Source organism: Pseudarthrobacter sp. alpha12b (genome assembly GCF_054130495.1).
On sequence record NZ_CP196746.1, the window covers coordinates 1,294,901 to 1,320,163 of the forward strand.

General features: G+C 65.1%; 29 protein-coding genes. 18 read left to right on the top strand and 11 right to left on the bottom strand.

The genetic code is table 11. The annotated features are described in order from the left end of the window. Positions 1 to 11 precede the first annotated feature (11 nt). From sufB to ACTAQI_RS05765, 5 genes are read left to right on the top strand one after another with little or no spacing between them, the layout of a single operon-like run. Positions 12 to 1,475, top strand: a complete 1,464-nt coding sequence (sufB, locus tag ACTAQI_RS05745; RefSeq protein ID WP_457950119.1) for a Fe-S cluster assembly protein SufB — start codon at positions 12 to 14, stop codon at positions 1,473 to 1,475. Further along, the gene (gene sufD / locus ACTAQI_RS05750) at positions 1,475 to 2,716 is read left to right on the top strand and encodes a Fe-S cluster assembly protein SufD (protein ID WP_457950120.1); all 1,242 of its coding nucleotides are present in this window, start codon (positions 1,475 to 1,477) and stop codon (positions 2,714 to 2,716) included. The genes sufB and sufD overlap by 1 nt, the downstream gene beginning before the upstream one ends. 20 nt (positions 2,717 to 2,736) lie before the next feature. Then, positions 2,737 to 3,093 (top strand): non-heme iron oxygenase ferredoxin subunit, encoded by a 357-nt coding sequence (locus tag ACTAQI_RS05755; RefSeq protein WP_141160488.1) that lies wholly within the window; start codon positions 2,737 to 2,739, stop codon positions 3,091 to 3,093. Between the two features lie 42 nt (positions 3,094 to 3,135). Further along, on the top strand, positions 3,136 to 3,930 hold the full coding sequence (gene sufC, locus ACTAQI_RS05760) for a Fe-S cluster assembly ATPase SufC (RefSeq protein WP_457950121.1): 795 nt from the start codon (positions 3,136 to 3,138) through the stop codon (positions 3,928 to 3,930). A gap of 12 nt (positions 3,931 to 3,942) precedes the next feature. Beyond that, the gene (locus ACTAQI_RS05765; RefSeq protein WP_110543073.1) at positions 3,943 to 4,275 is read left to right on the top strand and encodes a metal-sulfur cluster assembly factor; all 333 of its coding nucleotides are present in this window, start codon (positions 3,943 to 3,945) and stop codon (positions 4,273 to 4,275) included. Positions 4,276 to 4,422: 147 nt separating this feature from the next. On the opposite strand, the gene ypfJ is transcribed toward ACTAQI_RS05765, so the two are convergent. Then, positions 4,423 to 5,304: a KPN_02809 family neutral zinc metallopeptidase gene (gene ypfJ / locus ACTAQI_RS05770; RefSeq protein WP_457950122.1), complete on the bottom strand. Its 882-nt coding sequence runs from the start codon at positions 5,302 to 5,304 to the stop codon at positions 4,423 to 4,425. A gap of 57 nt (positions 5,305 to 5,361) precedes the next feature. Between ypfJ and ACTAQI_RS05775 the strand changes: the two genes are divergently transcribed. Both ACTAQI_RS05775 and ACTAQI_RS05780 read left to right on the top strand, forming a co-directional pair. Continuing rightward, a complete protein-coding gene (locus ACTAQI_RS05775; protein ID WP_457950123.1) occupies positions 5,362 to 6,768 on the top strand; it encodes a class I adenylate-forming enzyme family protein in 1,407 nt (468 codons plus the stop codon). Next, positions 6,731 to 7,960: a thiolase family protein gene (locus ACTAQI_RS05780; RefSeq protein WP_457950124.1), complete on the top strand. Its 1,230-nt coding sequence runs from the start codon at positions 6,731 to 6,733 to the stop codon at positions 7,958 to 7,960. The genes ACTAQI_RS05775 and ACTAQI_RS05780 overlap by 38 nt, the downstream gene beginning before the upstream one ends. A 12-nt stretch (positions 7,961 to 7,972) precedes the next feature. Here the strand turns inward: ACTAQI_RS05780 and ACTAQI_RS05785 are convergent, their stop codons facing one another. Genes ACTAQI_RS05785 through ACTAQI_RS05795 form a run of 3 tightly spaced genes read right to left on the bottom strand, consistent with a single transcriptional unit; the run spans position 7,973 to position 9,983 of the window. Beyond that, the gene (locus ACTAQI_RS05785) at positions 7,973 to 8,596 is read right to left on the bottom strand and encodes an energy-coupling factor transporter transmembrane component T family protein (RefSeq protein ID WP_457950125.1); all 624 of its coding nucleotides are present in this window, start codon (positions 8,594 to 8,596) and stop codon (positions 7,973 to 7,975) included. After that, entirely contained in the window at positions 8,593 to 9,324 is a 732-nt protein-coding gene (locus ACTAQI_RS05790) for an energy-coupling factor ABC transporter ATP-binding protein (protein ID WP_457950126.1), read from the bottom strand. Before ACTAQI_RS05790 ends, ACTAQI_RS05785 begins: the two co-directional genes overlap by 4 nt. Before the next feature lie 11 nt (positions 9,325 to 9,335). After that, entirely contained in the window at positions 9,336 to 9,983 is a 648-nt protein-coding gene (locus ACTAQI_RS05795; RefSeq protein ID WP_457950127.1) for a biotin transporter BioY, read from the bottom strand. A gap of 260 nt (positions 9,984 to 10,243) precedes the next feature. On the opposite strand from ACTAQI_RS05795, the gene ACTAQI_RS05800 reads away from it, so the two are divergent. The 3 genes from ACTAQI_RS05800 to ACTAQI_RS05810 all read left to right on the top strand — a co-directional run bounded on the left by ACTAQI_RS05800 (position 10,244) and on the right by ACTAQI_RS05810 (position 12,095). Then, a complete protein-coding gene (locus ACTAQI_RS05800) occupies positions 10,244 to 10,504 on the top strand; it encodes a hypothetical protein (protein ID WP_457950128.1) in 261 nt (86 codons plus the stop codon). Between the two features lie 49 nt (positions 10,505 to 10,553). Continuing rightward, a complete protein-coding gene (locus ACTAQI_RS05805) occupies positions 10,554 to 10,991 on the top strand; it encodes a VOC family protein (RefSeq protein WP_457950129.1) in 438 nt (145 codons plus the stop codon). Between the two features lie 90 nt (positions 10,992 to 11,081). Next, positions 11,082 to 12,095, top strand: coding sequence for a DUF808 domain-containing protein (locus ACTAQI_RS05810; RefSeq protein ID WP_457950130.1), 1,014 nt, complete (start codon positions 11,082 to 11,084; stop codon positions 12,093 to 12,095). An 18-nt stretch (positions 12,096 to 12,113) separates the two neighbouring features. Here ACTAQI_RS05810 and ACTAQI_RS05815 read toward each other — a convergent pair whose 3' ends face one another. Further along, a complete protein-coding gene (locus ACTAQI_RS05815; RefSeq protein ID WP_457950131.1) occupies positions 12,114 to 13,178 on the bottom strand; it encodes a spore photoproduct lyase family protein in 1,065 nt (354 codons plus the stop codon). A gap of 216 nt (positions 13,179 to 13,394) precedes the next feature. Here ACTAQI_RS05815 and ACTAQI_RS05820 point away from each other — a divergent pair, with 216 nt between their 5' ends. Further along, positions 13,395 to 14,993, top strand: coding sequence for an ABC-F family ATP-binding cassette domain-containing protein (locus ACTAQI_RS05820; protein WP_457950132.1), 1,599 nt, complete (start codon positions 13,395 to 13,397; stop codon positions 14,991 to 14,993). Positions 14,994 to 15,120: 127 nt separating this feature from the next. Here ACTAQI_RS05820 and ACTAQI_RS05825 read toward each other — a convergent pair whose 3' ends face one another. Genes ACTAQI_RS05825 through ACTAQI_RS05840 form a run of 4 tightly spaced genes read right to left on the bottom strand, consistent with a single transcriptional unit; the run spans position 15,121 to position 17,171 of the window. Beyond that, positions 15,121 to 15,597: a YbaK/EbsC family protein gene (locus ACTAQI_RS05825; RefSeq protein ID WP_457950133.1), complete on the bottom strand. Its 477-nt coding sequence runs from the start codon at positions 15,595 to 15,597 to the stop codon at positions 15,121 to 15,123. 3 nt (positions 15,598 to 15,600) lie between these two features. After that, complete coding sequence (locus ACTAQI_RS05830; RefSeq protein ID WP_457950134.1) at positions 15,601 to 16,479, bottom strand: SURF1 family cytochrome oxidase biogenesis protein; 879 nt, start codon at positions 16,477 to 16,479, stop codon at positions 15,601 to 15,603. After that, complete coding sequence (locus tag ACTAQI_RS05835; protein ID WP_457950135.1) at positions 16,480 to 16,743, bottom strand: hypothetical protein; 264 nt, start codon at positions 16,741 to 16,743, stop codon at positions 16,480 to 16,482. Then, positions 16,740 to 17,171: a DUF3099 domain-containing protein gene (locus tag ACTAQI_RS05840; RefSeq protein WP_457950136.1), complete on the bottom strand. Its 432-nt coding sequence runs from the start codon at positions 17,169 to 17,171 to the stop codon at positions 16,740 to 16,742. Before ACTAQI_RS05840 ends, ACTAQI_RS05835 begins: the two co-directional genes overlap by 4 nt. Positions 17,172 to 17,323: 152 nt before the next feature. Here ACTAQI_RS05840 and ACTAQI_RS05845 point away from each other — a divergent pair, with 152 nt between their 5' ends. Together ACTAQI_RS05845 and ACTAQI_RS05850 are read left to right on the top strand one after the other, a co-directional pair. Then, positions 17,324 to 18,049 (top strand): beta-ketoacyl-ACP reductase, encoded by a 726-nt coding sequence (locus tag ACTAQI_RS05845; protein WP_457950137.1) that lies wholly within the window; start codon positions 17,324 to 17,326, stop codon positions 18,047 to 18,049. Positions 18,050 to 18,189: 140 nt separating this feature from the next. After that, positions 18,190 to 18,942, top strand: coding sequence for an SDR family oxidoreductase (locus ACTAQI_RS05850; protein ID WP_457950138.1), 753 nt, complete (start codon positions 18,190 to 18,192; stop codon positions 18,940 to 18,942). A gap of 214 nt (positions 18,943 to 19,156) precedes the next feature. On the opposite strand, the gene ACTAQI_RS05855 is transcribed toward ACTAQI_RS05850, so the two are convergent. Then, complete coding sequence (locus ACTAQI_RS05855; RefSeq protein WP_457950139.1) at positions 19,157 to 20,017, bottom strand: glycosyltransferase; 861 nt, start codon at positions 20,015 to 20,017, stop codon at positions 19,157 to 19,159. A 183-nt stretch (positions 20,018 to 20,200) separates the two neighbouring features. Then, on the bottom strand, positions 20,201 to 21,094 hold the full coding sequence (serB, locus tag ACTAQI_RS05860; RefSeq protein WP_457950140.1) for a phosphoserine phosphatase SerB: 894 nt from the start codon (positions 21,092 to 21,094) through the stop codon (positions 20,201 to 20,203). Between the two features lie 126 nt (positions 21,095 to 21,220). On the opposite strand from serB, the gene ACTAQI_RS05865 reads away from it, so the two are divergent. The 5 genes from ACTAQI_RS05865 (at position 21,221) to ACTAQI_RS05885 (ending at position 25,241) form a co-directional block, all read left to right on the top strand. Beyond that, the gene (locus ACTAQI_RS05865) at positions 21,221 to 22,006 is read left to right on the top strand and encodes an ABC transporter ATP-binding protein (RefSeq protein ID WP_457950141.1); all 786 of its coding nucleotides are present in this window, start codon (positions 21,221 to 21,223) and stop codon (positions 22,004 to 22,006) included. A gap of 20 nt (positions 22,007 to 22,026) precedes the next feature. After that, the gene (locus ACTAQI_RS05870; RefSeq protein ID WP_457950142.1) at positions 22,027 to 22,812 is read left to right on the top strand and encodes a sulfite exporter TauE/SafE family protein; all 786 of its coding nucleotides are present in this window, start codon (positions 22,027 to 22,029) and stop codon (positions 22,810 to 22,812) included. A 7-nt stretch (positions 22,813 to 22,819) separates the two neighbouring features. Then, positions 22,820 to 23,626, top strand: coding sequence for a TrmH family RNA methyltransferase (locus ACTAQI_RS05875; RefSeq protein WP_457950143.1), 807 nt, complete (start codon positions 22,820 to 22,822; stop codon positions 23,624 to 23,626). A gap of 165 nt (positions 23,627 to 23,791) precedes the next feature. Further along, positions 23,792 to 24,049, top strand: coding sequence for a type B 50S ribosomal protein L31 (locus ACTAQI_RS05880; protein WP_018761303.1), 258 nt, complete (start codon positions 23,792 to 23,794; stop codon positions 24,047 to 24,049). A gap of 88 nt (positions 24,050 to 24,137) precedes the next feature. Then, complete coding sequence (locus ACTAQI_RS05885; RefSeq protein WP_457950144.1) at positions 24,138 to 25,241, top strand: lipoate--protein ligase family protein; 1,104 nt, start codon at positions 24,138 to 24,140, stop codon at positions 25,239 to 25,241. The last annotated feature ends 22 nt before the right edge of the window (positions 25,242 to 25,263 follow it).

Genomic DNA, 25,263 nt, shown 5'->3' on the forward strand with positions numbered 1-25,263 from the left:
GAAAGGCCGTGATGACGGACCAACTATCAGAGAAAGCAGTAGCCGAAAACACTGTGATCTCGGAGATTCTGGAAAAGAATCCCGAGCTCCACGGCATCGGCAACTACGAGTACGGCTGGGCCGACAAGAATGACGTCGGCGCCAATGCGCGGCGTGGTCTCGATGAAGAGGTAGTCCGGGACATCTCGGCCAAGAAGAGCGAGCCCGAATGGATGCTCGACCTCCGGCTGAAGGGCCTGAAGTACTTCGACCGCAAGCCCATGCCCACCTGGGGTGCAGACCTCTCCGGCATCGACTTCGACAACATCAAGTACTTCGTCCGCTCCACCGAGAAGCAGGCCGCCACCTGGGAAGACCTCCCCGAGGACATCCGCAATACCTACGAGAAGCTGGGCATTCCGGAAGCTGAGCGCAGCCGCCTGGTCTCGGGCGTCGCGGCCCAGTACGAATCCGAGGTGGTCTACCACCAGATCCGCGAGGACCTCGAAGCCCAGGGCGTCATCTTCCTGGACACCGACACTGCGCTGAAGGAACACCCGGAGATCTTCCAGGAGTACTTCGGCACCGTGATCCCGGTGGGCGACAACAAATTCGCCTCGCTGAACACGGCAGTCTGGTCAGGCGGTTCGTTCGTGTACGTCCCCAAGGGCGTCCACGTGGACATCCCGCTGCAGGCCTACTTCCGCATCAACACGGAAAACATGGGCCAGTTCGAGCGCACCCTGATCATCGCCGACGAGGACTCCTACGTCCACTACATCGAAGGCTGCACCGCGCCGATCTACACCTCCGACTCGCTGCACTCCGCCGTCGTGGAGATCATCGTGAAGAAGGGCGCCCGCGTCCGCTACACCACCATCCAGAACTGGTCCAACAACGTGTACAACCTGGTGACCAAGCGTGCCATCTGCGAAGCCGGTGCCACCATGGAATGGGTTGATGGCAACATTGGCTCCAAGGTCACCATGAAGTACCCGGCCGTCTACCTCGTCGGTGAGGGCGCCAAGGGCGAGACCCTCTCGATCGCGTTTGCCGGCGAAGGCCAGCACCAGGACACGGGCTCCAAGATGGTGCACATCGCGCCGAACACCAAGAGCTCGATCGTTTCCAAGTCGGTGGCCCGTGGCGGCGGCCGTGCGGCATACCGCGGCCTGGTCCAGATCCGTGAAGGAGCCAAGCACTCGGCCAACACTGTGCGCTGCGACGCCCTCCTGGTGGACACCATTTCCCGGTCTGACACGTACCCGTACATCGACATCCGCGAGGACGATGTCCAGCTGGGACATGAGGCCACCGTTTCCCGCGTCAGCGAGGAGCAGCTCTTCTACCTCATGTCCCGCGGTATGCGCGAGGACGAGGCCATGGCCATGATCGTGCGCGGCTTCATTGAGCCGATCGCCCGCGAACTGCCCATGGAATACGCCCTTGAGCTGAACCGCCTCATCGAACTCCAGATGGAAGGATCCGTCGGTTAATGACTGCCGAAGCAACTACCGAAAAGGCGCGCATCGGCGCACCGTCGATCGCCGGCTTCACCGAGGAGGGCGAGCACCTCGTCGCCTTCAAGGTGGACCGCCACCACAGCCATGGCACGCAGGTCATGGCCTCCCGCGCCGAGCGGCTTACCAGCCATGACGTGGCCGACTTCGCCCTGCCCAACGGCCGGGAAGAGGAATGGCGCTTTACGCCGGTGCGTGAGCTGGGCAACCTCCTCTCCGATTCCGCGTCCGAGACCGGCGCCCTGGGCGTTTCGTTCGAGGCGCCTGCCGCCGTGGTGCAGGGCACCCTCCGCGCAGGCGAGGCCCCCCGTGGCGCCACCCTGGTCCCGGCCGACCGTGCCGCCGTCGTGGCTTCCGCCAACGCCGTGGAAGCCCAGCTCATCTCCATCCCGGCAAACGCCGAGCTGGACGTGCCGGTGCGACTGGTCCTGACGGGCAACGGCGCGGGCCGCCGCACCAACTCCCATGTCGTGATCGAAGCCGGAACCAACAGCCGCTCCGTCGTGATCATCGAGCACGACGGCACCGCAGACCACAACGGCAACGTCGAGGTCCTGGTCCGCGAAGGCGCCCACCTCACCGTCGTTTCCGTGCAGCTGTGGGAAGACGACGCCAAGCACCTGGCGCAGCATGACGCCGAGGTCGCCAAGGACGCCGTGTACAAGCACATCGCCGTCACGCTTGGCGGCAGGATCGTCCGCCTGAACTCCAACGTCCGGTTCGCCGGGGAAGGAGCCGAGGCTGAGCTCCTGGGCCTCTACTTCGCCGACGCCGGCCAGCACCTGGAGCACCGTTCGTTCGTGGACCACAACGTAGCCAACTGCAAGTCCAACGTCCTGTACAAGGGCGCGCTGCAGGGCAAGGGTGCGCACACGGTCTGGGTTGGCGACGTGCTGATCCAGAAGCAGGCCGAAGGCACCGACTCCTACGAGAAGAACCAGAACCTGGTCCTCACCGACGGCTGCCGCGCGGACTCCGTGCCCAACCTCGAAATCGAGACCGGCCTGATCCAGGGTGCCGGCCACGCGAGCTCCACCGGCCGCTTCGACGACGAGCACCTGTTCTACCTGATGGCCCGCGGCATCCCCGAAGATGTTGCCCGCCGGCTGGTGGTCCGCGGCTTCCTGAACGAGATCATCCAGCAGATCAAGGTCCCGGCCCTCGAAGAGCGCCTGACCGAGGCTGTGGAACGCGAACTCACGGCAATCGACTACTAGAGACAGGCAGGCAGGAACGTATGAGCGGCAAACCCAAGGGTGAGCTGGTGTGCAGCGCCAATGACATCAAGGTCAAGCAGGCGCTGCGCATCCTGGTGGACGGCTATCCAGTGGCCGTGGTCCGGGACTCGATGGGGGACATCCACGCCATCGGTGACACCTGCTCGCACGCGGACATCTCACTGTCCGAAGGCGACGTGGAAGGCTGCGCCATCGAGTGCTGGGGGCACGGCTCCCAGTTCGACCTGCGCAGCGGCCAGCCACTCCAGCTCCCCGCCTACGATCCCGTGCCGGTGTTCGCCGTCGAACTCGACGGAGACGACGTCTACGTGGACGTCACCAACGTTTTGAACGGCGCAGCAGTAAACAATTACTGAGCGCCTGCAGCACCAGACTTACGAGCGAAAAGAAAGAAGAGCATGTCAACTCTTGAGATCAAGGACCTGCACGTCAGCATTGACACGGAGCAGGGCACCAAAGAGATCCTGAAGGGCGTCAGCCTGACCATCAGGACCGGTGAGACACACGCCATCATGGGCCCCAACGGCTCGGGCAAGTCCACCCTGGCCTCCACGATTGCAGGCCACCCCCGCTACACCGTGACCAGCGGCACCATCACGCTGGACGGCGAAGACGTACTGGCCATGAGTGTTGACGAGCGTGCCCGGGCAGGCCTCTTCCTGGCCATGCAGTACCCCGTAGAGGTTCCGGGCGTCACCATGACCAACTTCCTGCGCACCGCCAAGACTGCCATCGACGGTCAGGCACCTGCCCTCCGCACCTGGACCAAGGACGTCAAGGCCGCCATGGAGAAGCTGCGCATCGACGCCGACTTCGCCCAGCGCAACGTCAACGAAGGCTTCTCCGGCGGCGAGAAGAAGCGCGTGGAGATCCTCCAGCTGGAGCTCTTCAAGCCCAAGTTCGCCGTCCTGGACGAGACCGACTCCGGCCTGGACGTCGACGCGCTGAAGATCGTGTCCGAGGGCGTCAACCGTGCCCACGCTGAGGGCAACATGGGCACGCTGCTCATCACCCACTACACGCGCATCCTGCGCTACATCAAGCCTGAATTCGTCCACGTATTCGTGGACGGCCAGGTTGTCGAGGAGGGCGGCCCCGAGCTGGCCGACCGCCTCGAGGAAGAAGGCTACGACCGCTACGCCAAGGGCGCCGGCGCTGCCACCATCGCCGCTGAAGCCGCAGTACAGGCCTAGTTAGGACTTGCCATGACCGAAATCAAGCCGGGCCGGACGGCCCTGGAGGACGTCGAAGAGGCGCTCAAGGACGTCATTGACCCTGAGCTTGGCGTCAACGTTGTGGACTTGGGGCTGCTGTACGGCCTGAAGTACTCCGATGAGGACGGCGCGCTCCTGATCGACATGACGCTTACCACCGCCGCCTGCCCGCTCACCGATGTGCTCGAGGAGCAGGTGGGCCAGGCGCTGGACGGCGTCGTGGACGATTGGCGCCTCAACTGGGTGTGGATGCCGCCATGGGGTCCCGAGCGGATCACCGACGATGGCAAGGACCAGATGAGGGCCCTCGGCTTCAACATCTAAGCAAGTACGACGACGGCCGGTCAGCTTTCCCGGGAAAGGTGACCGGCCGTCGTCGTTCCCCGCTCCCTCACATCGATTGCTCCGTAACGGCCGTTATGAACGTTCAAAACGGCAGTTACGGAGCAATCGACGGGGGCGGACCGGGGGTTAGAGGGTGGCGGCGCTGAAGGTGTCGCACTGCTTGATGTCGCCGGACTGGTAGCCCCGGGTGAACCAGCGCTGGCGTTCCTCGCTGGAACCGTGCGTCCAGCCCTCGGGGGAGACCCGGCCGGTGGCGGCTTTCTGGATCCGGTCATCGCCCACGGACGCGGCGGCGGACAAAGCGTCGTTCACATCCTGCTGGGTGAGGGGTTCCAGGTAGGGCTGGCCGGTGGCGGGGTCAGGCGTGGTGGAGGCGTATTTGGCCCACAGGCCTGCGTAGCAGTCGGCCTGCAGTTCGGTACGGACGGAGCCGGACTCCGGTCCCTGCGGATCCTGCTGCGCCCGGCCCAGGTCACCCAGGAGGTTCTGGACGTGGTGGCCGAATTCGTGGGCCACCACGTACTCCTGGGCCAAGGGGCCGCCGGAGGAACCAAAGCGGTCCACCAGTTCCTGGAAGAAGCCGGGATCGAAGTATGCGGTGGTGTCCGTGGGGCAGTAGAAGGGGCCAACCTCGGAGGTGGCGGCGCCGCACCCGGTGTTGGTGCCCCCGCTGAAGATCACTGCCTCCGGGCGCGGGTACTGCACGTTGTACTGCTTCAGGTAGCCGGGCCAGAACGCATTAAGGCTGTTGACGGTGCCGGTGATCCGGCAGTCAAGCCGGGCGTCGGCGTCCGCTCCGGTGCTGCAGGCAGGTGCCGTGCCCTGGGACTGCCCGGCACTTCCGCCGTCGGTCAAGCCTCCAAGCAAATTGGGATTGATGCCCAGCAGGAGCGCAACAAGCAGCACCAGGCCGCCACCGATTCCGCCGCCGACTTTCACCCCGGTGCCCATGCCCCGTCGGTCCTGGACCTGGCTGGGATCAAGCTGCACGTTGTCATTGAAACTCATAACGTCACATTACCCGCGGGCCGGGGGCTCAACCCGTAGGGCCGGTAAAGTTGGTCCGTGCCTTTCCTCGACAAAATCCAGCTCTGGGCCGGGCAACGGCCGCACGACACCGCCGTCGTGATCGCCGGGCGGCGCCTTGACTGGGCGGGGCTGCTGGATGCTGCCGCCGGGCTGGTGCCGGACATGAAGTCGGTCAGCACCCTCTGTGAGTCCAATTCCGTGGACTTTGCCGTTAAGTTCGCGGCCGCGGTGGCTGGCCGCCGCCAGTGCGCCGTCCTTGACCCCACCTGGCCCGCGTCCCTGCAGGAGGACATTGTCCGGCGGGTGGAGGCATGCGCCGTTCCGGCCCCGGTCTCCGCGGACGACGACCTGGTTGATGGGCCGCCAGAGTCCAGCTTCCTCATCGGCCTGACCTCCGGCACCACGTCAGTGCCCAAGGCATTCAGCCGCTCCCGCCGGTCATGGCAGCAGTCCTTCGATGCCTCAATCGAGTTCTTCGGGCTTCGCCAGGACGATGTCACCCTTGCGCCCGGCCCGCTGGCCGCCAGCCTTAACCTCTATGCCCTGGCCGAATGCCTCTATGCCGGGTCTGAATTCCAGACGCTGGAGACGTTCGACGTCGGCGACGTCCACGCTGCCATCACGTACGACAGCGTCACCCGGCTGGTGCTGGTGCCCACCATGCTGCGGATGCTCAGCGAACGGGGGATGACAGGTTGCGTCGACGCTTCCGGAATCCGCACCATCATCTGTGCCGGCTCCAAACTTGACGCCCGCACCCTGGAAGCGGCCCGTCGCTGGGCCCCGAACGCCACCATTTACGAGTACTACGGCGCCTCCGAGCTGAGCTTCGTCTCCGGCCTTGGCCTGGCCGCAGGTCAGGACGCCGCAGCCGGCGGCACCGGAATCGGGCGGCCCTTCCCCGGCGTCGACGTCCGGGTCCTGGACGACGACGGCGGCGTGGTTCCGGACGGCGGCTACGGCAACATCTGTGTCCGCAGCGGCATGGTGAGCAACGGCTACCTGTGGGGCGACGACGGCGAGGCGCTGCGGTCCTTCGGCGACTGGTACACGGTGGGGGACCAGGGCTACCTCGCGGACGGGGAACTGCACATCCTTGGCCGCCGCGCCGACATGATCCTTACCGCGGGAAGGAACGTCTACCCGCACGAGGTGGAACTGGCCCTGGCTGCAGTCCCCGGCGTTGCGGCAGCGGTGGCCGCAGGCATGCCGGACGATCTGCGCGGCCAGCGCGTGGTGGCCGGAGTGGTGGCATCCCATGGCGGGCTCACGGCAACGCAGCTGCGGGCCGGCCTGGAGGACATCCTGTCCCGGCACAAGCGGCCCCTTCAGTACTACCTCCTGCCGGAACTGCCTGTCACGGACCGCGGAAAGGTCAGCCGGAGCCTGCTGCTGGAGTGGATCAATGCCCGGGATCCCAGGATACGGGCCCTTGGTGGCTGACCTTCTGCCGGACGGCCTTCTGCCACCGGACCGCCAGCCGGTGATCATCGCGGCGCGCCGGACCCCGGTGTGCCCCATGAACGGAGCCCTTCGGACCCTCCGGGCACATGAACTGCTGGCTCCGGTCCTGCGCGGGCTTGTCATTGGACTGTCACTGGATCCGGAGTCTGTTGCTGACGTCGTGATCGGCAACGCCGTGGGCGGCGGCGGAAACGTCGCCAGGCTGGCCCTGCTGGCGGCGGAACTGCCTGTCACCGTGCCCGGGATCACTGTGGACCGGCAGTGCGGTTCAGGCCTGGACGCCATCGTGCTTGCCGCCCGGCTCGTGGCGGCCGGCGGGAGCCCGCTCTATTTCGCAGGGGGAGTGGAGAGCACCAGCACTGCGCCCATGCGCGCCCACCGGAAGGACGACGGCAGCCCGGAGTTCTACCGCCGCGCGCAGTTTGTGCCCGCCAGCTTCGGTGACCCGGACATGGGCGTGGCCGCGGAAACGGTGGCAGGGGAATATGCCATCGGCAGGGACCGCCAGGATGCCTTTGCGCTGGCCAGCCACCGGAAAGCCCTCGCGGCGATCAGGGAGGGGCGGTTCGCAGACGAAATTGTTCCCCTGGCCACCGGTACGGGGCCTGTTACCACTGACGGAGGCCCGCGCGCGGGCCTCAACCCCGCCATCATGGCACGGTTCCCTGCCGCCTTCGTGCCCGGAGGAACTGTCACCGCCGGAAACTCCTGCTTCGACGCGGACGCCGCATCCGCCGTCGTCATCACTTCCCTGCAGCGCGCGCGTGAACTTCAGGCGCGTGACGGCCTGTTGGTGCGTGGCACCGCCACGGCCGGGGTCGATCCGCAGCTGCTGGGGATCGGTGCTGTCCCGGCCGCCCGGGAAGTGCTGGCTGAGGCAGGCGTGAAGGCCGGCGACCTGGACCTGGTGGAGTTCAATGAGGCCTTCGCGTCACAGACACTTGCCTGCCTGGACCAGCTTGGCATTGATTCCGGGCGGGCCAACCTGGACGGCGGCGCCCTGGCGCTGGGGCATGCGTACGGCGCGTCGGGTGCCGTGCTGGTGACCCGGCTGCTGGCCCAGGCGCGGCGGGCGGACACCGAGGGTGCCCTGGGGCTGGCCATGATCAGCATGGCCGGTGGAATGGGCACGGCGGCGCTCCTGGAGTACCGGCTGCTGGGCTCCCGCTGACTTTCCCGGCCGTCAGTCTTCGGCCTCGCCCAAGCCGCGGGCGGCGAGTGCTTCACCGGTTTGGCGGGCGTAGGCCACGGAGGTGATGAACACCGGCAGGATCAGGGCCCGCGGGTTGCGTTCCAGGCCCCTGGCCCGGGCGGAGTCCCGGACGTCGGCAAACGTGCCGGCGATGAACGGGATGCTGCGGAGCATGATGCCAATGGTCAGGGCGAAGCGTTCCGGATCTGCACCGAACCTTTTGAAGGGACGCGCCAGGCGTACTACCCCATCCAGGAGCCGCTGAATGGGCGTGGTGGCCGTGAGCAGGGAGGCGGCCACCACGCAGACCAGGATGTTCAGCACGATCCGCGCCGCGGTGGGTCCACCCAGCTGCCACCACTGGAAGAGCCCGATGGCCAGCAGCACCGGAGCGAGCGGCCGGACGGCCCCCCAGAGCCGTTTCACGCCGGCGCCGGTCAGGAGGAAAAGGCCGCTAAGAAGGGCCAGCACGGCTGCGGAAATGCTCCAGTCCACGATGATGAAGGACGCCAGCCCGCAGGCGAGGACCAGCGCGAACTTCAACGCCAGCGGTGCCCGGTGAAGGAGGGAGTTGCCCGGCACATAGTTGGCCAGGAGGAACCCGTGGCCCCTCATTGTGCGTCCCGGCCTGCGTGGTCAAGCCCGTGCAGGCACCACGAACGGTAGGTAGCCACGGCTTCGGCGGGGCCGCCGTCGAATGCCACGCGGCCCGCTTCAATGACCAGGACGCGGTCCATCTCCAGGGCAAGGTCAAGGTCATGGGTGGACATGATGATCTGCTGGTCCAGGGTGGCCAGTGTCCTGCGGAGCAGCTCACGGTTGCGCAGGTCAAGGAGCGTGGAGGGTTCGTCCAGGACCAGCACCGCCGGGTCCACCGCGAGCACGGCGGCGAGCGCCATCAGTTGCCGCTCTCCGCCGGACAGTTCGTAGATGCTCTGGTCCGCCAGGTGCAGGAGGCCAAGGCGTTCGAGCGCGGCTTCGGCCTGGCGGCGCCGTTCCGGGCCGTTCTTCACGGAGCGGCGCAGGGACAGCTCCACATCCTCCCTGCCGGTGGGCATCACCAACTGGGAGAGGGGGTCGGTGAAAACGAAGCCGACGTTCCGCCTGACTTTCCGCACGGCACGCACCGTATCGTCGCCGTCGACCGTCACCCTGCCGTGGGTGGGCTGGACGAGTCCGTTGACCAGGCGCAGCAGCGTGGACTTGCCGGAGCCGTTGGCGCCGATGACGCCCACGCGTGCCTCCTCAAGCCGGAGGGTCACCGCGTCAAGGAGGACTTTGGGGTGCGGGGAGTTCTCCGTTTCGACGGCGACGGCCACCTGGTCAAAGGTCACTGCGGGCATGGCGATGGGTCCTAGGCGCTTTCGGTTGCGAGGGCACGGCGGCGCACGCGGCGCACCAGGACGTCGGGGAAGGCGCGGTGAAGGGCGACGGCGATGGCGGCCGCCAGGACATTCTTGATGATGTCGCCCGGGTAGAAGACAAGGTCGCTCAGGAAGGCCTGCTCCAGGGTGGCCTTGGAGTTCAGGGCGATGCCCAGGATGCCCAGCGAGTGCACCACCACGATGCTTGTAACCGTGGCAGACAGGAAGAACCAGAGGGCGCGGGCCTTGGTGGTGCGTTTGATCACCACACTGGCCAACCATCCAACGACGCCCGCAGCGATGGGGAAGGCAATGATGTAGCCGGCCGAGGGACCGGCAAGGATGCCCAGGCCACTGCGGCCCTGGCTGAAGATGGGCAGGCCGGCGAGGCCAAGGAGTGTGTAGAGCCCGACGGCGGCGAACCCGCGGGCGGGCCCCAGCACCAGTCCGGTGAGCATGACGGCCAGGGTCTGAAAGGTGATGGGGACTCCGAAGCCGTTCAGGGCCAGCCCCGGCACAAGGGCTGCGCCGGCCACGAGCGCGGCAAAAACGGCGATGAGCCCTAGGTCAGTGCCGTTCCAGCGGCGGCGTTCCGTCCGCGGGCTGTTCTTGGTAGTGGTGGTGCCCGTGTTGCTCATGGTGGTCCTGTCGGGGTTGTACAAGCGGAATCTAATGTACAGCCGACGCTACCGGGGCGGAACGATGTCCATTTTGTAGGAAACCCACCAAGCACGGCCCCGTCTGCTTCGGGCTGGTCACAATGAGGAGGCCGCTACTCTAACTGTCTTCTGTCCCTACCCCTGAGAAAGGGGCCATGCTACGTTCAGCGTGATCAGGAAGTCCCAACGCGGTCCCTCCCCTTCGGCTCCTGACGCAAGTTCAGAAAGCAGGGGCAACGATGCCAACGCTAATCATCACCCACGAGGTCGACGACGTTGAGCACTGGCTCAGCTCACCACGACGGGAAGAAATTTTCGGCCCTCTGGGCATCACGGTTCGAACGTTCGTCGATCCGGCGAAGGCCAACCGTGTGGGCCTGATCGTCGAAGTTCCCGACATGGATACATTCCAGCGAACAATGGAGTCCGAAGCTGCGGCCGATGCGATGAAATCCGACGGCGTCCGCCCGGAAACCATCCTGACGCTCGTCGAATCCTAGAATCCGCCCGACGGTTGACCGGCCACGCCGGCTTGGTAACGTGTGCCGCATGTCCATCAAACTAGAGAACGTCGGCATTGCAGTCCGGGACCTGGAGGCGGCCATCGCGTTCTTCACGGACCTCGGCCTCACCGTGATGGGCCGTCAGACGGTCAGTGGGGAGTGGGCCGATACGGCCGTAGGCCTGGACGGCAACCACGCCAAAATCGCCATGCTCCAAACCCCGGACGGCCATGGCCGCCTCGAGCTCTTCGAGTACATCCACCCCGCGGCGATCGAGACTCGACCCACCCTGCCCAACGAGATCGGCATGCACCGCGTTGCCTTCTCGGTGGACGATATCGACGCGGCACTGGAGATTGCGGCGAGGCACGGCTGCCACCCCCTGCGCGGCGTGGCCACGTACGAAGACGTCTACAAGCTCACCTACGTCCGGGGGCCCAGCGGCATCATTGTGATGCTCGCCGAGGAACTGAAGAAGGGCTGACCGCCTGCTGCAATATACTCCGAATATGCCCATCACGCACCCAGTCCTTACTGCCCATCGGTCCGTTACCGTGCTGCGCGGAGGCGAACTGTGAGCGGCGGTCTCGTTGCCCTGCTCGATGACGTCGCAGCCTTGGCCCGTATTGCGGCAGCCTCCGTGGACGACGTTGCCGCCGGCGCCGCCAAGGCGGGTGCCAAGGCCGCGGGCGTTGTAATTGACGACGCCGCCGTCACACCGCAGTACGTCTCAGGCGCTGACCCGTCACGCGAACTGCCGATGATCAAGAAGATCTTCTGGGGCTCCATCCGGAACAAACTCCTGATCATCCTGCCGGCCCTGCTGCTCATCAGCGCCTTCGTCCCGTGGATCATCCCCTTCATCCTCATGCTGGGCGGCACCTACCTCTGCTACGAGGGTGCCGAGAAGGTCTGGCACAAGTTCCGCGGCGGCCACCATGAGGATGAAGAAGCGCCGGCGGTGGAACGCGGGCACGACGCAGAGGCCAAGGTCGTCAAGGGCGCCATCACCACAGACTTCATCCTGTCCTGCGAGATCATGGTCATCTCCATGAACGAGGTAGCCGCAGAATCGATCTGGGTCCGCGCGTTCATCCTGGTCATGGTGGCGTTCGCCATCACGGTGCTCGTGTACGGCGCTGTCGCACTCATTGTCAAGATGGACGACATCGGAATGCACCTGGCCGCCAAGGACTCTGCCCGTTCCCAGCGCTTCGGCAGGCTCCTTGTGAGAGGCATGCCGGCCGTGCTGGCCGCGATTACCTTCGTCGGCACCATCGCGATGCTCTGGGTTGGCGGCCACATCATGCTGCAGGGAGCACATGACCTCGGCTGGCACGGACCGTACGACCTGGTCCACGCCCTCGAATCCCCGGCATCAGGCGTTCCCGTACTCGGCGGTCTCCTCGGCTGGCTCGTCAACACGCTGTGCTCAACGGTCGTCGGACTGGTCTGGGGCCTCGTCGTCATGGCCATCGTGGGCCCGGTGTTGAAGGTGCTGCCGTTCGGCAAGGCGAAGGACGGCCATGGGGAAGGCGACGTGCGTGCCGAGGGCGCCGGCCACCCGGCCCGGAAGCACGAAGGCTGACGGCTGCCGCATATCCAACTAGAAGGCGTAGCGGATGCGGCAGTACGGCGCTATGTCCTCAATGAGCCCGGTCAACTGCCGAACGTAGCCCGCCTTGGCACGAGACCGGTAGCGGACGTTGTTGAAACCGTTGGACGAGATTTTGGACTCCTGGAGGTCGGGACGCCACAGGACATTTTCGGCCTGCGGATGCCAGCCCAGGTTGACCTGGTGCAGTTGCTCGTTGTGCGTTAGGAAAATGACCTCCGCGGCCAACTGCGCCTTGGCTGCCGGCGTCAGGGTCGCGTCGAGTTGGCGCAGCAGTTGCTCCCAGTCCGCGAGCCATGTGTCCGTGATGATGACGGGGGAGAAGTTCACATGGACTTCGTAGCCCGCGTCGACGAAGTCGTTGATGGCGGCCATCCGTTCCGCCACAGGTGAAGTCCGGACGTCGATGGACTTAGCCATGTCTGCGGGCATGAGCGAAAAGCGGATCCGAGTGTGGCCGCCGTGGTCCCACGTGAGCATCTTGGGGTTGACGAACTTGGTGGCGAAGGACAGCTTGGCGTTGGGCAGTTCGCGGAAGAGCATGACCAGCTCCTCCACGTTGTCGCTGATCAGCGCATCGACTGAACAATCGCTGTTCTCGCCGATGTCGTATACCCACAGCTCCGGATCGCACTGGTTGGGCTCCAGTTTCAGGCCTTGGCGGGTGGCGTGCCGCTCCACTGCCTTGGCGATCTGGTCTATGTTGGCGAACACGGTGACGGGGTTGCTGTAGCCCTTGTGGCGCGGAACGTAGCAATAGGCGCAAGCCATAGCGCAACCGTTTGCCGTGGAAGGTGCAATGAAGTCCGCCGACCTGCCGTTCGGCTTAACGGTCAGCGCCTTCTTGACGCCCAGGACCAGCGCCTCCGTCTTGATCCGGGACCAGCGCGGCACATTGGTTTCGTCACCGTGCACGTCCGGAATGTTCCAATGGCTGTCCACCAGCACGACGTCGGCCCCCGGCCAGCGCGCGACGATTTCCTGGCCACGGGGCAGCTCCAAGGCGGCAGGCTGTGCGTAAATGCGCCGAATCTGGAGCAGCCGATCAAAGTCCATGACCTCATTCTTCATGAACCCCCGGGTCTGCTGGCCGCGGTTAAGCCCACGGCATCAGCCACGCGGCTTTCCCGCGGGCCTTGACTACATTGACATTGTGTTGGCCCGCCGGACGGTAGACTTGATTGTGCCGTTCTCCGGCCACTCTGCCCCAGCGTCCTTTCGCACTACGTGCGCGGACTGTGGCGTTCCCTGTTGTGAAAGGCCTTACCTGCTGTGATTACTGTCCAGGATCTTGAACTGCGTGCCGGCGCCCGGCTCCTGATGGATCAGGTGAGCTTCCGCATCGACAAAGGGGACAAGATTGGCCTGGTGGGCCGGAACGGCGCCGGCAAGACGACCCTAACGCGTGTTCTTGCAGGCGAAGGCCTTCCCGCCGCCGGCAAGGTGACCCGCAGCGGTGAGATCGGCTACCTGCCGCAGGATCCACGTACCCCCGACATGGAGCAGCTGGCACGGGACCGGATTCTGTCCGCCCGCGGCCTGGACGTGGTCGTCGGAAAACTCCGCAAGGCGCACGACGAAATGGCAAGCGAGGACGCCGACGTCCAGCGCAAGGCAATGAACCGCTACGACCGGCTGGAATCCGAGTTCCTCGCAGCGGGCGGCTACGCGGCCGAGGCCGAGGCGGCGTCGATCTGCTCCAACCTTGCGCTCCCTGACCGGCTGCTGAACCAGCCCCTCAAGACGCTCTCCGGCGGCCAGCGGCGCCGCGTGGAGCTTGCGCGCATCCTCTACTCGGATGCTGAGACCATGCTCCTGGACGAACCCACCAACCACCTCGACGCCGATTCCATCGCCTGGTTGCGTGACTTCCTGAAGAACCATCAGGGCGGCCTGATCGTCATCAGCCACGACACCGACCTGCTGGAAGCCACCGTCAACAAAGTGTTCCTGCTGGACGCCAACCGCGCCCAGATCGACTTCTACAACATGGACTGGAAGCGCTACCTGCTGCAGCGGGAGACGGACGAGCGTGCCCGGAAGCGGGAACGGGCCAACGCCGAGAAGAAGGCGCAAGTCCTCATGGACCAGGCCAACAAGATGCGTGCGAAGGCCACCAAGGCTGTGGCCGCGCAGAACATGGCCAAACGCGCCGAGCGGCTGCTCAGCGGCCTGGAAGCCGTCCGCGAGCAGGACCGCGTGGCAGCGCTGCGGTTCCCGGACCCGTCACCCTGCGGGAAGACCCCGCTCACCGCGGACGGGCTCAGCAAGTCCTACGGGTCGCTTGAGATCTTCACTGATGTGGACCTGGCCATCGACCGCGGCTCCAAAGTAGTCATTTTAGGGCTCAACGGTGCCGGCAAGACCACCCTCCTGCGCATGCTCGCCGGCGTGGACACCCCGGACACCGGCGAGGTCATCCCTGGCCACGGCCTGAAGGTGGGCTACTACGCCCAGGAACACGAGACCCTGGACCACAACCGCACCGTGCTGGAGAACATGCGCTCTTCCGCGCCCGACATGAAGGACGCCGAGGTCCGCGGCATCCTCGGCTCATTCCTGTTCTCCGGCGATGACGTCGATAAGCCGGCTGGTGTACTCTCAGGCGGTGAGAAGACCCGCCTGGCCCTCGCCACCATCGTGGCCTCGAGCGCCAACGTCCTCCTCCTCGACGAACCCACCAACAACCTCGACCCCGCCAGCCGCGCGGAAATCCTCGGCGCCCTCCGCAACTACACTGGCGCCGTCGTCCTGGTCAGCCACGACGAAGGCGCGGTGGAAGCCCTGAACCCCGAACGCGTCGTCATGCTTCCGGATGGTGTCGAAGACCTCTGGAACGAGGACTACCTGGACCTGATCACCCTGGCCTAAGCCGCTCCATGCCTTACGTTCGCTGCGCGACGCAGGCGATTTCCCGCGTGCTGGCTCCTTCGTCGCCTTTGACGCACGCTACATAAATCACCTGCGCCGCTCCGCTTGTGCCTTCGTCGCCTTTGGTCTAGCGCACCTTCAGTTCCAGGGCTTCGGTTATTTGTTGGAGCTGCCCGTAGGTGATGCTGAACATCGACTTGTGGTCTCCTGCTCCGGCCCAGAGGGTCTGGTGTTCCCGGAGGCTCAGGTCCAGCAGGGTCCTGATCCGTTTCGGGTGCCCTACCGGGGCTACGCCGCCTACTTCCTGGCCCGTGTGTTCCAGGACGAAGTCGGGGGAGGCGCGGCGGATCCTGCCGTGGCCCAACTGCGTTGAGACCAAGGCGGTGTCCACGCGGGCTGCCCCGCTGGCCAGAATCAACAGCGGTTCGCCGTTAAGGTCGAAAATGAGGCTGTTGGTGATCGCCGCCAGATCGCATCCCAGTGCTTCCGCCGCTGCCGCGGCTGTCGGGACGCCCGACTCAAAGATCCGCACCGTGTCGCCAACCCCGGCACGCACCAGGGCCGAGCGCACCAAGGCGACGGGGCCGGCGTCGTATGTTGTCACGCCTTAGTACCCCTGCGCGTCCAGGAGGGCGTCTTCTTCTTCCTCCGCTGTCGCCTTCTTCCGCTTGCGCGGTGGGGCCTGCCGTCGGCGGGGAGCCTGGACGGCGGAATGGACCGCTCCGTCCTGCACAGTCTCTTCCTGGTCCTCGGCGTCGATCGCTGCATTGCGTGCCTGCTGCCGGGCCGCATAGCCAAAGCCGACGAACATCAGCACGCCGAAGGCGAACCATTGCAGCGAGTAGGACAGGTGTGTCCCCTCGTCCGTGGACGGCTTGGGGAACGCCACGGGCATGTCCGCGGACGGCGGCGTTTCCGAGGCAAGCTGGCCGTACGCGCCGGTGAGCAGGGGATAGCCCAGCTGCGCGGCGTAGGTGGGCAGGTCAATGGATGCGAGCTGGCCTTCGGGCGCCCCGCGCTGCAGTTCCGGCTCGCCATGCTTCAAACGCACGACGGCGGTCACGTCACCGGAGGGAGGGGCCGGCACGGAATCGGGGCTGCCCGGATTCTTGTTCCCGATGGGCAGCCAGCCGCGGTCAACAACAACGGTTTCCCCCGATGTGAGGCGGAAGGGAACCACCACCTCGTACCCGGGCTGTCCGTTCAGCGGCCGGTTGCGGACAATCCGCTGCCCGGCGGCATCGTATGAGCCTTTCAGCTCAACCTGGGTCCATTCCCTGGCCGGGTCCAGCTGGGTGAACTGGTCCCGTGCCTGCGCGAAAGGGATGGGGGTCGCCGAGTAGTTGCTGACCACGCGGTTAATTTCGGCAAGGGTCTCGGCGCGCCGGTCCATCTGCCAGCGGCCCAGGAACACGCACGCCGTGGCAAAGATGGCGGCCAGCAGGAGATAGCCCAGCCACTTGCTGGAAAAAAGGAACCGGTACATTCAGATGTCCTGCTCCGGTGCCGCGTCCCCGGCGGCCTCCAGCGGAAGCGTTTCCTTCCAGAGCCCCCGCGTCTGCAGGTAGTCCTCCAACCACTCCCTGTGGTCGCCGCAGGCCAGCCAGGTCTTGCGCCGCTCGGGAGCATGGATTTTCGGGTTGTTCCAGAGAAGCTGCCAGGACGCCTGGGCCCTGCACGCTTTCCGTGAGCAGACGGCGGCAGCCTCCGACGCCACGTCCGATCCTGCTGCGAAATCGAAAATGCTCATGATGCCTGCCACTCCTCCCCATGGTCCGGGTCATCGTCCTTCACCAGTTCGCCCTGCAGTACGGCACTTCCTGGTTCTTCATCCGTGTCCGGGAGCACCGGGCTTTCCAGTTCGGCCAGCGGGGCTGAGTCCAGGAGCAGGTCGCTGTGCCCTTCAGCCTTGTCGCTGCCGTTGGCTATCACCACCGCAATCCACGGCAGGAATACCGCACCGGCCACCGCAATAATCTTCAACCAGCCGTCCACCACGAAAATCAGGATCAGGCACACCATGCGGATGCCCATGGCCAGGGCGTACTTGATCATCCGCTGCCGCATGTCCTCCGAGTGGGCGCCCGCTGCGTCCGTAATGCTGTGGACGCCGGTGTCGCCGGAGAACCGGCCCGGTTCTCCGGGCGCGGAGTGTCCCGCATGGTTTTCAAGGGTCACGGTGAATGATCACGCTCCAAAGGCTTCCCTTAATTCTCGCACCATCGGCAGTGCTGCCCAAACCCGCGGCAGCGCTGCCGCTAAGATCGGATGCAGCCAAACCACACCCTGCTACCGCGGCGCAGCCTGCCGCAGAATCCCGGAGCACCTCTATGACTGAAGCAGTTTCCACACCGCGCAGCGTCCTCATCACCGGCGGGAACCGCGGTATCGGCCTGGCCATCGCGCAGGCGTTCTTCGCCAACGGCGACAAGGTGGCTGTCACCTACCGCAGCGAAACCCAGTTGCCGCAGGGCATCATGGGCGTCAAGGCGGACGTCACCGATGAGGCTTCCGTGGATGCTGCGTTCAAGGAAGTGGAAGCTGCCCACGGTCCGGTGGAAGTCCTGGTGGCCAACGCCGGCATCACCAAGGACACCCTGCTCCTGCGCATGAGCGAGGACGACTTCACCTCCGTCATCGACACCAACCTGACCGGCGCCTTCCGCGTGATCAAGCGTGCGTCCAAGGGCATGATCCGGCTCCGCAAGGGCCGCGTGGTGCTCATTTCCTCCGTCTCAGGCCTGTACGGCGCGCCGGGACAGATCAACTACTCCGCATCCAAGGCCGGCCTGGTGGGCATCGCCCGGTCCCTCACCCGCGAACTGGGTTCCCGCGGCATCACGGCCAACGTGGTGGCACCCGGCTTCATTAACACGGACATGACGGCCGAACTCCCCGAGGCCACCCAGAAGGACTACCTTTCCAGCATCCCCGCCGGGCGCTTCGCTGAAGCTTCAGAGGTGGCCAACGTGGTCCGGTGGATCGCCAGCGATGAAGCCGCTTACATCTCCGGTGCTGTCATTCCGGTTGATGGCGGCCTGGGCATGGGCCACTGACCTTCCGGCCCCGGCCGCTGCAGGAAACTAGCCCTGGGGTCCTTCTTTGTCGATGTCGGACAAGGGATATCGGCAATCACCGCTGGCATGATGGACTGCAGACCACCACGATTTAGATGTTTCGAACAAAGGAAGCTCGCATGGGACTGCTGGACAACAAGACGGCAATCGTCACCGGATCATCGCGGGGCATTGGCGCCGACGTAGCCAAGATCCTCGCCTCGGAGGGTGCCGCCGTCGTGGTCAACTACCGCCAGAAGGCACCGCGCGCCAACAAGGTGGTACAGGGAATTGAAGCTGCCGGCGGCCGTGCCGTCGCCGTGGGGGCCGACCTCACCACGCAGGAGGGCGTGCAGGCCCTGGCCAGCGCCGCGATGGAGAACTTCGGCTCGCTGGACATCCTGGTGCTGAACGCCTCGGGCGGCATGGAAACCGGCATGGGGGAGGATTACGCCCTCAAGCTGAACCGTGATGCCCAGGTGAACATGCTCAACGCCGCCGTGCCGCTGATGAAGGAAGGCTCCCGCGTGGTGTTCGTCACCAGCCACCAGGCCCACTTCATCAACACGGTGCCCACCATGGAGGCTTACGAGCCGGTGGCCCGGAGCAAGCGTGCCGGTGAGGACGCCCTGCGTGAACTGATCCCCAACCTGGCGGAGAAGGGCATCTCGCTGGTGGTGGTGTCCGGCGACATGATCGAAGGAACGGTCACCGCCACGCTGCTGGACCGCTCCACCCCGGGGGCGATTGAGGCCCGCCGCGCGGAAGCCGGCAAGCTGTATTCCGTGGAAGAGTTCGCTGAGGTGGTGGCCGGGATGGCAACGGCCGACGTCGAGTCCGGCCACACCGAGTACGCCGGCGGAGCAGACTACTTCGGCAAGAGCGCGCAGTAGCCCCAGGCCAAGCCCATTAGGTAACGCGGGATGACACTTCGCGGCAATGTTCCATCGGAACACGGCCGCGAAGTGTCATTTCGCGGTTCGTTGCGGCAGACGAACGCAGCTACGGTGTGCTGGTGACTTTGGCGGCCCCTCCAGAGATTCGTTGAGTCCCCGTGCACGCTCGAAGAGATCGCGCCATCTCCGATGTGACATAAGGCAATACCGACTAAACGATCGATCTGCGGATCAAGTTTCGGGTCCCGGCCGCGGTCCCACCGGCCAGCGCCTTGAATTTCCTCGCCTTGCCGTCCTCGAAGAGTGCGATAACGAGCGCCTTTGTGGCTAACACACCATAGGTCCCAAGAGTGCCGCGCTGGTTAACCTTCAAGTGAGTCGGTGACGTCCGGTGCTTGTGCGCGTATGCGAGTATGTCGCTGGCCATGTGCCGAAGCCGAAACGCCGAGTGGTTGTATGCCGTCAGCCGGCCGTGCCTCGTGATCTTGCCGATTTCGTGGAGAATAACTGCGTCGTTGTCCCTGATCAGTGTGTAACCGATCATGCGGAGCCTGATGCAGTAGTCGAAGTCAACGAAATCAATAAACAGCGACTCGTCGTAGCCGCCCACAGTTCGCCACGCGCCTATATCGCATAGAGATCCAGAGGTGATGCAGTAGTCCACCTGCTCCCGGCCGCTCTTGCGGCCATGAGTGTCAGGGTTGTTGCGGTCTACGACCGCGGGAGCAGCAATAGCCACGCCAGGTAGCAGGGCATCTTTAAGCCTCCCTACCGCGCCTGAACCCAAAACTGAGTCCTGATCGAGAAGGACCACTGCCCCTGCGCCGTGGCGTTCGGACCATTCCATCGCCTGGTTGAGGGCTTTGGACATGCCCCCATTGTGACTCTTGTTCAGTATGTGAAGGCTGGGGAAGGTGCGCAGCATCGTTCGGATGGCCTCCAGATTGGAGGACGCGTTGTCTATTATCAACACTTCATCCACCTGTGAGCAGACAGCATCAACATTGTCTATAAGCCGCTGCAGATCCGGATTAAAAGTAATGATGGCAGCTATGGTTTTGGGCTCCGCCATGCTGCCGATATTAGCAGCGCACGGACACAATCGTTCGCGAATTCAGGGCCCAGGATTCCCTCCGGGGCATGGCAAGGCATCGCCGGCGGGATGAAGCAGAACCAGGAAGCAGGACATCAGAGCCTGTGCCTAAAGCCAGCACAGGTCATAGGGCAATGGCGGGCAAACCGCCGGCCCATGGATTCAGACGCCGGCGATGTGCCGGACGGCGTCCAGGTACGGCATGTTCAGAGCGGCGTCGGCTACGGCACGGACGGCGGGCTTGGCGTTAAAGGCCACGCCGATCCCGGCAGCGCCGAGCATGTCCAGGTCGTTGGCGCCGTCGCCCACGGCCACGGTGTGCTCCAGGGCGATGTCCTCGGCAGCGGCCCACTCCCGCAGGTACTTTTCCTTGGCGGCCCTGTCCACCACGGCGCCCAGCACCTTGCCGGTCAAAGCGCCGTCGACGATTTCCAGTTCGTTGGCCTGCCAGTAATCCAGGTCGAGGCCGGCGGCGATCGGCTCGAGGATCTGGTTGAACCCGCCGGACACCACCGCCACCGCGTGGCCGGCGGCCTTGAATGCCGCCACCAGTTCCGCGGCGCCTTCGCTGAGTTTCACTTCGTTGCGGACGGAATGGACGACGTCGGCCGGCAGCCCGGCGAGCACGGCCACCCGGGCGTGCAGGCTCTGGGCGAAATCCAGTTCGCCGCGCATGGCAGCTTCCGTGACGGCTGCGACTTCCTCCCGCTTGCCGGCGTAGGCCGCCAGGAGTTCAATGACCTCCTGCTGGATCAGCGTGGAATCCACATCCATGATCAGCAGCTTCCGGGCAGCGGACCGAAGGCCGGCCGGGACAACAGCAGTATCGAAATCGCCGGTGGCGGCCTCAGCCACGGACCGGCGCAGGGCGGCGAGCCCCGCCGCTGTCGCGTCGGGAAGGGCCAGTTCAGCGACATGGACCTGGTACCGGTCCGCCGCCGGGGCCGATTCGGACAACACCTGTGCCCCGCGCGTTGCAAGGACGGAACGCAGCTGCTCCAGCCCGGTGGGGGTCACATTGAGGCCATAGCTGACCGCAGTCACGTTCGAAGTCATGCCTGCAATCTTAGCCAGCGCCGGTGGCGCGACTGGAATTCGTTGCAGGCCCGCCGCCGCGGAGCATTTAGGGGACCTTCACACCGGTTATCAGTCATCTTCTTTTTTGTCCTAGTGTCTACTCCTATGAGTGATGTTCTGGAACTGGACTCCGTCAGCGTTGTCCGAGGTAAGAAGACCCTGCTGGACAAGGTTGACTGGCAGGTCAATGAAGGCGAACGGTGGGTCATCCTGGGCCCCAACGGCGCCGGCAAAACAACCCTTCTCCAGATCGCGGCAGCCCGGCTCCACCCGAGCAGCGGCACCGCCGGCATCCTCGATGAGATCCTGGGCCGCGTTGACGTCTTCGAACTCAGGCCCCGCATCGGCCTTTCCTCTGCGGCACTTGCAACCCAGATCCCCGAACACGAAAACGTCCTCAACGTGGTGGTAACCGCCGCGTACGGTGTCACCGGCCGCTGGCGCGAAGGCTACGAGCGCGACGACGAACGCCGCGCCTTCCGGCTGCTTAACGACTGGGGCATGGGCCCCCTGCTCAACAGGACCTTCGCCACCCTGTCCGAAGGTGAGCGCAAGCGCGTGCAGATCGCCCGGGCCCTCATGACGGACCCGGAACTACTGCTCCTCGACGAGCCGGGTGCCGGCCTGGACCTGGGCGGCCGCGAGGAACTGGTCCACAAGCTGGGCGAGCTGGCCAGGGATGAGTCGGCTCCGGCCATGGTCCTTGTCACGCACCACCTTGAAGAAGTCCCGCCCGGATTCACGCACGCCATGCTGCTGCGGGACGGCGGCGTCGTGGCCGCCGGCCCCATCACCGAGGTCCTGACTGAAGAGCACCTGAGCACCACCTTCGGGCTTCCTTTGGATGTCGCCGAAAACGCGGGGCGCTACACCGCCACTGCACGCCGCTAGAAGAGGCCTGCGCTACTACCTTGGAACTCTTCAGCAGCATCATTGTGTTCATCGCCGGGCTGTGGGCCGGCACCATCAACGCGGTGGTGGGCTCCGGCACCCTTGTCACGTTCCCGGTGCTCATCGCCCTGGGCGTGGCCCCCGTGACCGCCTCCATGAGCAACGCCATGGGCCTGGTGGCCGGTACCGGTGCCGGGGCCTTCGGCTACCGCCGCGAACTGGCCGGCCGGGGACGGCAGGTCCTGCGCCTGCTGCCGGCATCCGTCCTGGGCGGTATCACTGGTGCCTGGCTGCTGCTGCACCTGCCCGAACAGGTCTTCCACTACGTCGCCCCCGTCCTGCTGGTCCTCGCACTGTTGATGGTCGTATTCCAGCCGCGGCTCCAGGACTGGGTCCGCAACCGCGAGGCCAACCCCGAGCACGCTGTCAGGGACAAACGCCACGGCATCCTGCTGGTGGTCCTGGTCTACCTGGCCGGCGTATACGGCGGCTACTTCGTGGCAGCACAGGGCATCCTGCTGGTCGGCATCCTTGGCGTGTTCCTCACCGGCACCATCCAGAATGCCAACGCCATGAAGAACATCCTGGTGCTCGGCGTGAACATGGTCGCCGCCATTTCCTACCTGCTGTTCGCCTTCGACCGGATCAACTGGCTGGTGGTGCTGCTCATCGCTGTCAGTTCCACCATCGGCGGCCTCATGGGATCGAAAGTAGGGCGGAAGCTCTCGCCGCGTGTTCTCCGCGCCGTGATCTTCAGCCTGGGCATTGTTGCCCTGGGCGTCATGATCGCCAACCTGCTGAAATAATCACCCGGTGACCTTCCACTACCTCGAATCCGCCGATGACCCGCGCGTCAGTGACTACACCACCCTGACCGACGTGCACCTGCGCAAGCTCCGTGAACCCGCCGAGGGGATGTACATCGCCGAATCCTCGCGGGTCCTGCGCCGGGCCCTCGCAGCTGGCCACCAGCCGCGCTCGTTTTTCCTGGCCGAGAAGTGGATGGCGGACCTGGAGGACGTCTTCCAGGCCTACCCTGACGTTCCGGCCTTCATCGGCTCAGCTGCCCTGCTGGAGGAAATCACCGGGTTCCACCTGCACCGGGGAGCCATGGCTGCCATGCAGCGTCCTGCCCCCGTGCCGCTGCCGGAGCTCCTCGCCGGAGCGCGCCGCGTGGCCGTGCTTGAGGACATCGTGGACCACACCAACGTGGGCGCCATCTTTCGTTCCGCAGCGGCACTGGACATCGACGCCGTACTGGTCTCGCCGCGCTGCGGCGACCCTCTCTACCGCCGCAGCGTACGGGTCAGCATGGGGACCGTGTTCCAGGTACCGTGGGCACGCCTGCAGGACTGGCCCGGGGACCTCCAAGTGCTCAAGGAGCATGGTTTCACCGTCGCGGCACTGGAACTGACGCCGGACGCGGAGGACGTCGACGCCGTCGCCTCCCGCAACGTGGACAGGCTCGCCCTGGTGCTCGGCACGGAAGGTGCCGGCATGAGCCCGGAGACGCTCGCCGCCGTCGACCTCGCCGTCAAGATCCCCATGCGCAATGGCGTGGATTCCCTGAACGTGGCTGCTGCCTCGGCCGTCGCCTTTTGGGAGCTTCGCGCCCGGTAGGTGTGCGATGCCGCAGGAGAACCGGTTCGTCAGCCCCTTCCGAATCGGCTATGATTGATAGCTGGTTGTCCTGCTTTTTCAGCTTCGGCTGATGCGACAGATCCCGGCCATCCCATTCATACCTGGCAACTGGCAAAATCCAGCTGCGCGAACAAAGGTCCCATTATGAAGTCTGATACCCACCCGAAGTACGAAGCTGTTGTCTTCAACGACCTGGCCTCCGGCACCAAGTTCCTGACCCGCTCCACCGTGTCTTCCTCCAAGACCATCGAGTGGGAAGACGGCAACACCTACCCGGTCATCGACGTCGAAATCTCTTCCGAGTCCCACCCGTTCTACACGGGCAAGCAGCGCATCATGGACTCTGCAGGCCGCGTCGAGCGCTTCAACGCTCGCTTCAAGGGCTTCGGCGGCAAGAAGTAATTCCTTCGCCCAAGCTTGTTGCAGAAAGCCCGCACCGGTCACGGTGCGGGCTTTTTCGCGTTAAGGGCGTCCTCAATTTTGGGGCAGGATGGGATGTATGACCGAATCATCCTCTTCTCCCAACAAGACCGCGGGCCAGCGCCTGCACGGCGAGTACAAAGTTCCGGGCGGCAAGCTCGTGGTGGTGGACCTGGCCGTGGTGGACGGCGCCCTGGCGGACGTGTCCGTCAGTGGTGACTTCTTCCTGGAACCGGACGAGGCCCTGGAAGACATCAACCGCGCGCTGACCGGGCTCCCGGACACCACGCCTGCCGCAGACCTCGCAGCGGCCGTCACTGCCGCCCTGCCGGCCGGAGCCGTGCTGTTCGGCTTCTCTGCGGACGCCGTGGCTGTGACCGTCCGCCGGGCGCTGGCAAAGGCCACCTCCTGGGGAGACCACGAGTGGAACGTCATTGCCCCCACGGTGCTTCCCACGGAGATCAACGTTGCCCTTGATGAGGTGCTCACCGAGGCCGTTGGCGCCGGCGAACGGACGCCCACCCTGCGGTTCTGGGACTGGCAGGAGCCGTCGGTGGTCATCGGCAGCTTCCAGTCCGTGCAGAACGAGGTGGACCCCGAGGGCGTGGCCAGGCATGGCATCAACGTGGTCCGCCGGATCAGCGGCGGGGGAGCGATGTTCATGGAGGCCGGCAACTGCATCACCTACTCGCTCTACCTGCCGCAGACCCTGGTGGACGGCCTCAGCTTCGCGGACTCCTATCCGTTCCTCGACTCGTGGGTCATGGCGGCACTGGAGCGGCTCGGCATCAACGCGTTCTACATCCCGCTCAATGACATCGCCACGGACCAGGGAAAGATCGGCGGTGCCGCGCAGAAGCGCCTGGCCAACGGCGGCATGCTGCACCACGTCACCATGAGCTACGACATCGACGCCGACAAGATGGTGGAGGTCCTCCGGATCGGCAAGGAGAAGCTGTCCGACAAAGGCACCCGCAGCGCGAAGAAGCGCGTGGATCCGCTGCGGCGCCAGACCGGCCTGGCCCGCACGGCAATCATCGAAGCGATGATCGAGGTTTTCAGCGAGCGTTACGGGGCTACCCCGTCAAAGCTGGCCGGACACGAGCTGGCAGCTGCCGAGGACCGGGTGGCGGCCAAGTTCGGGACCCGGGAGTGGCTCCACAGGGTTCCCTAGCCCCATCCACTGCTGCGTACTG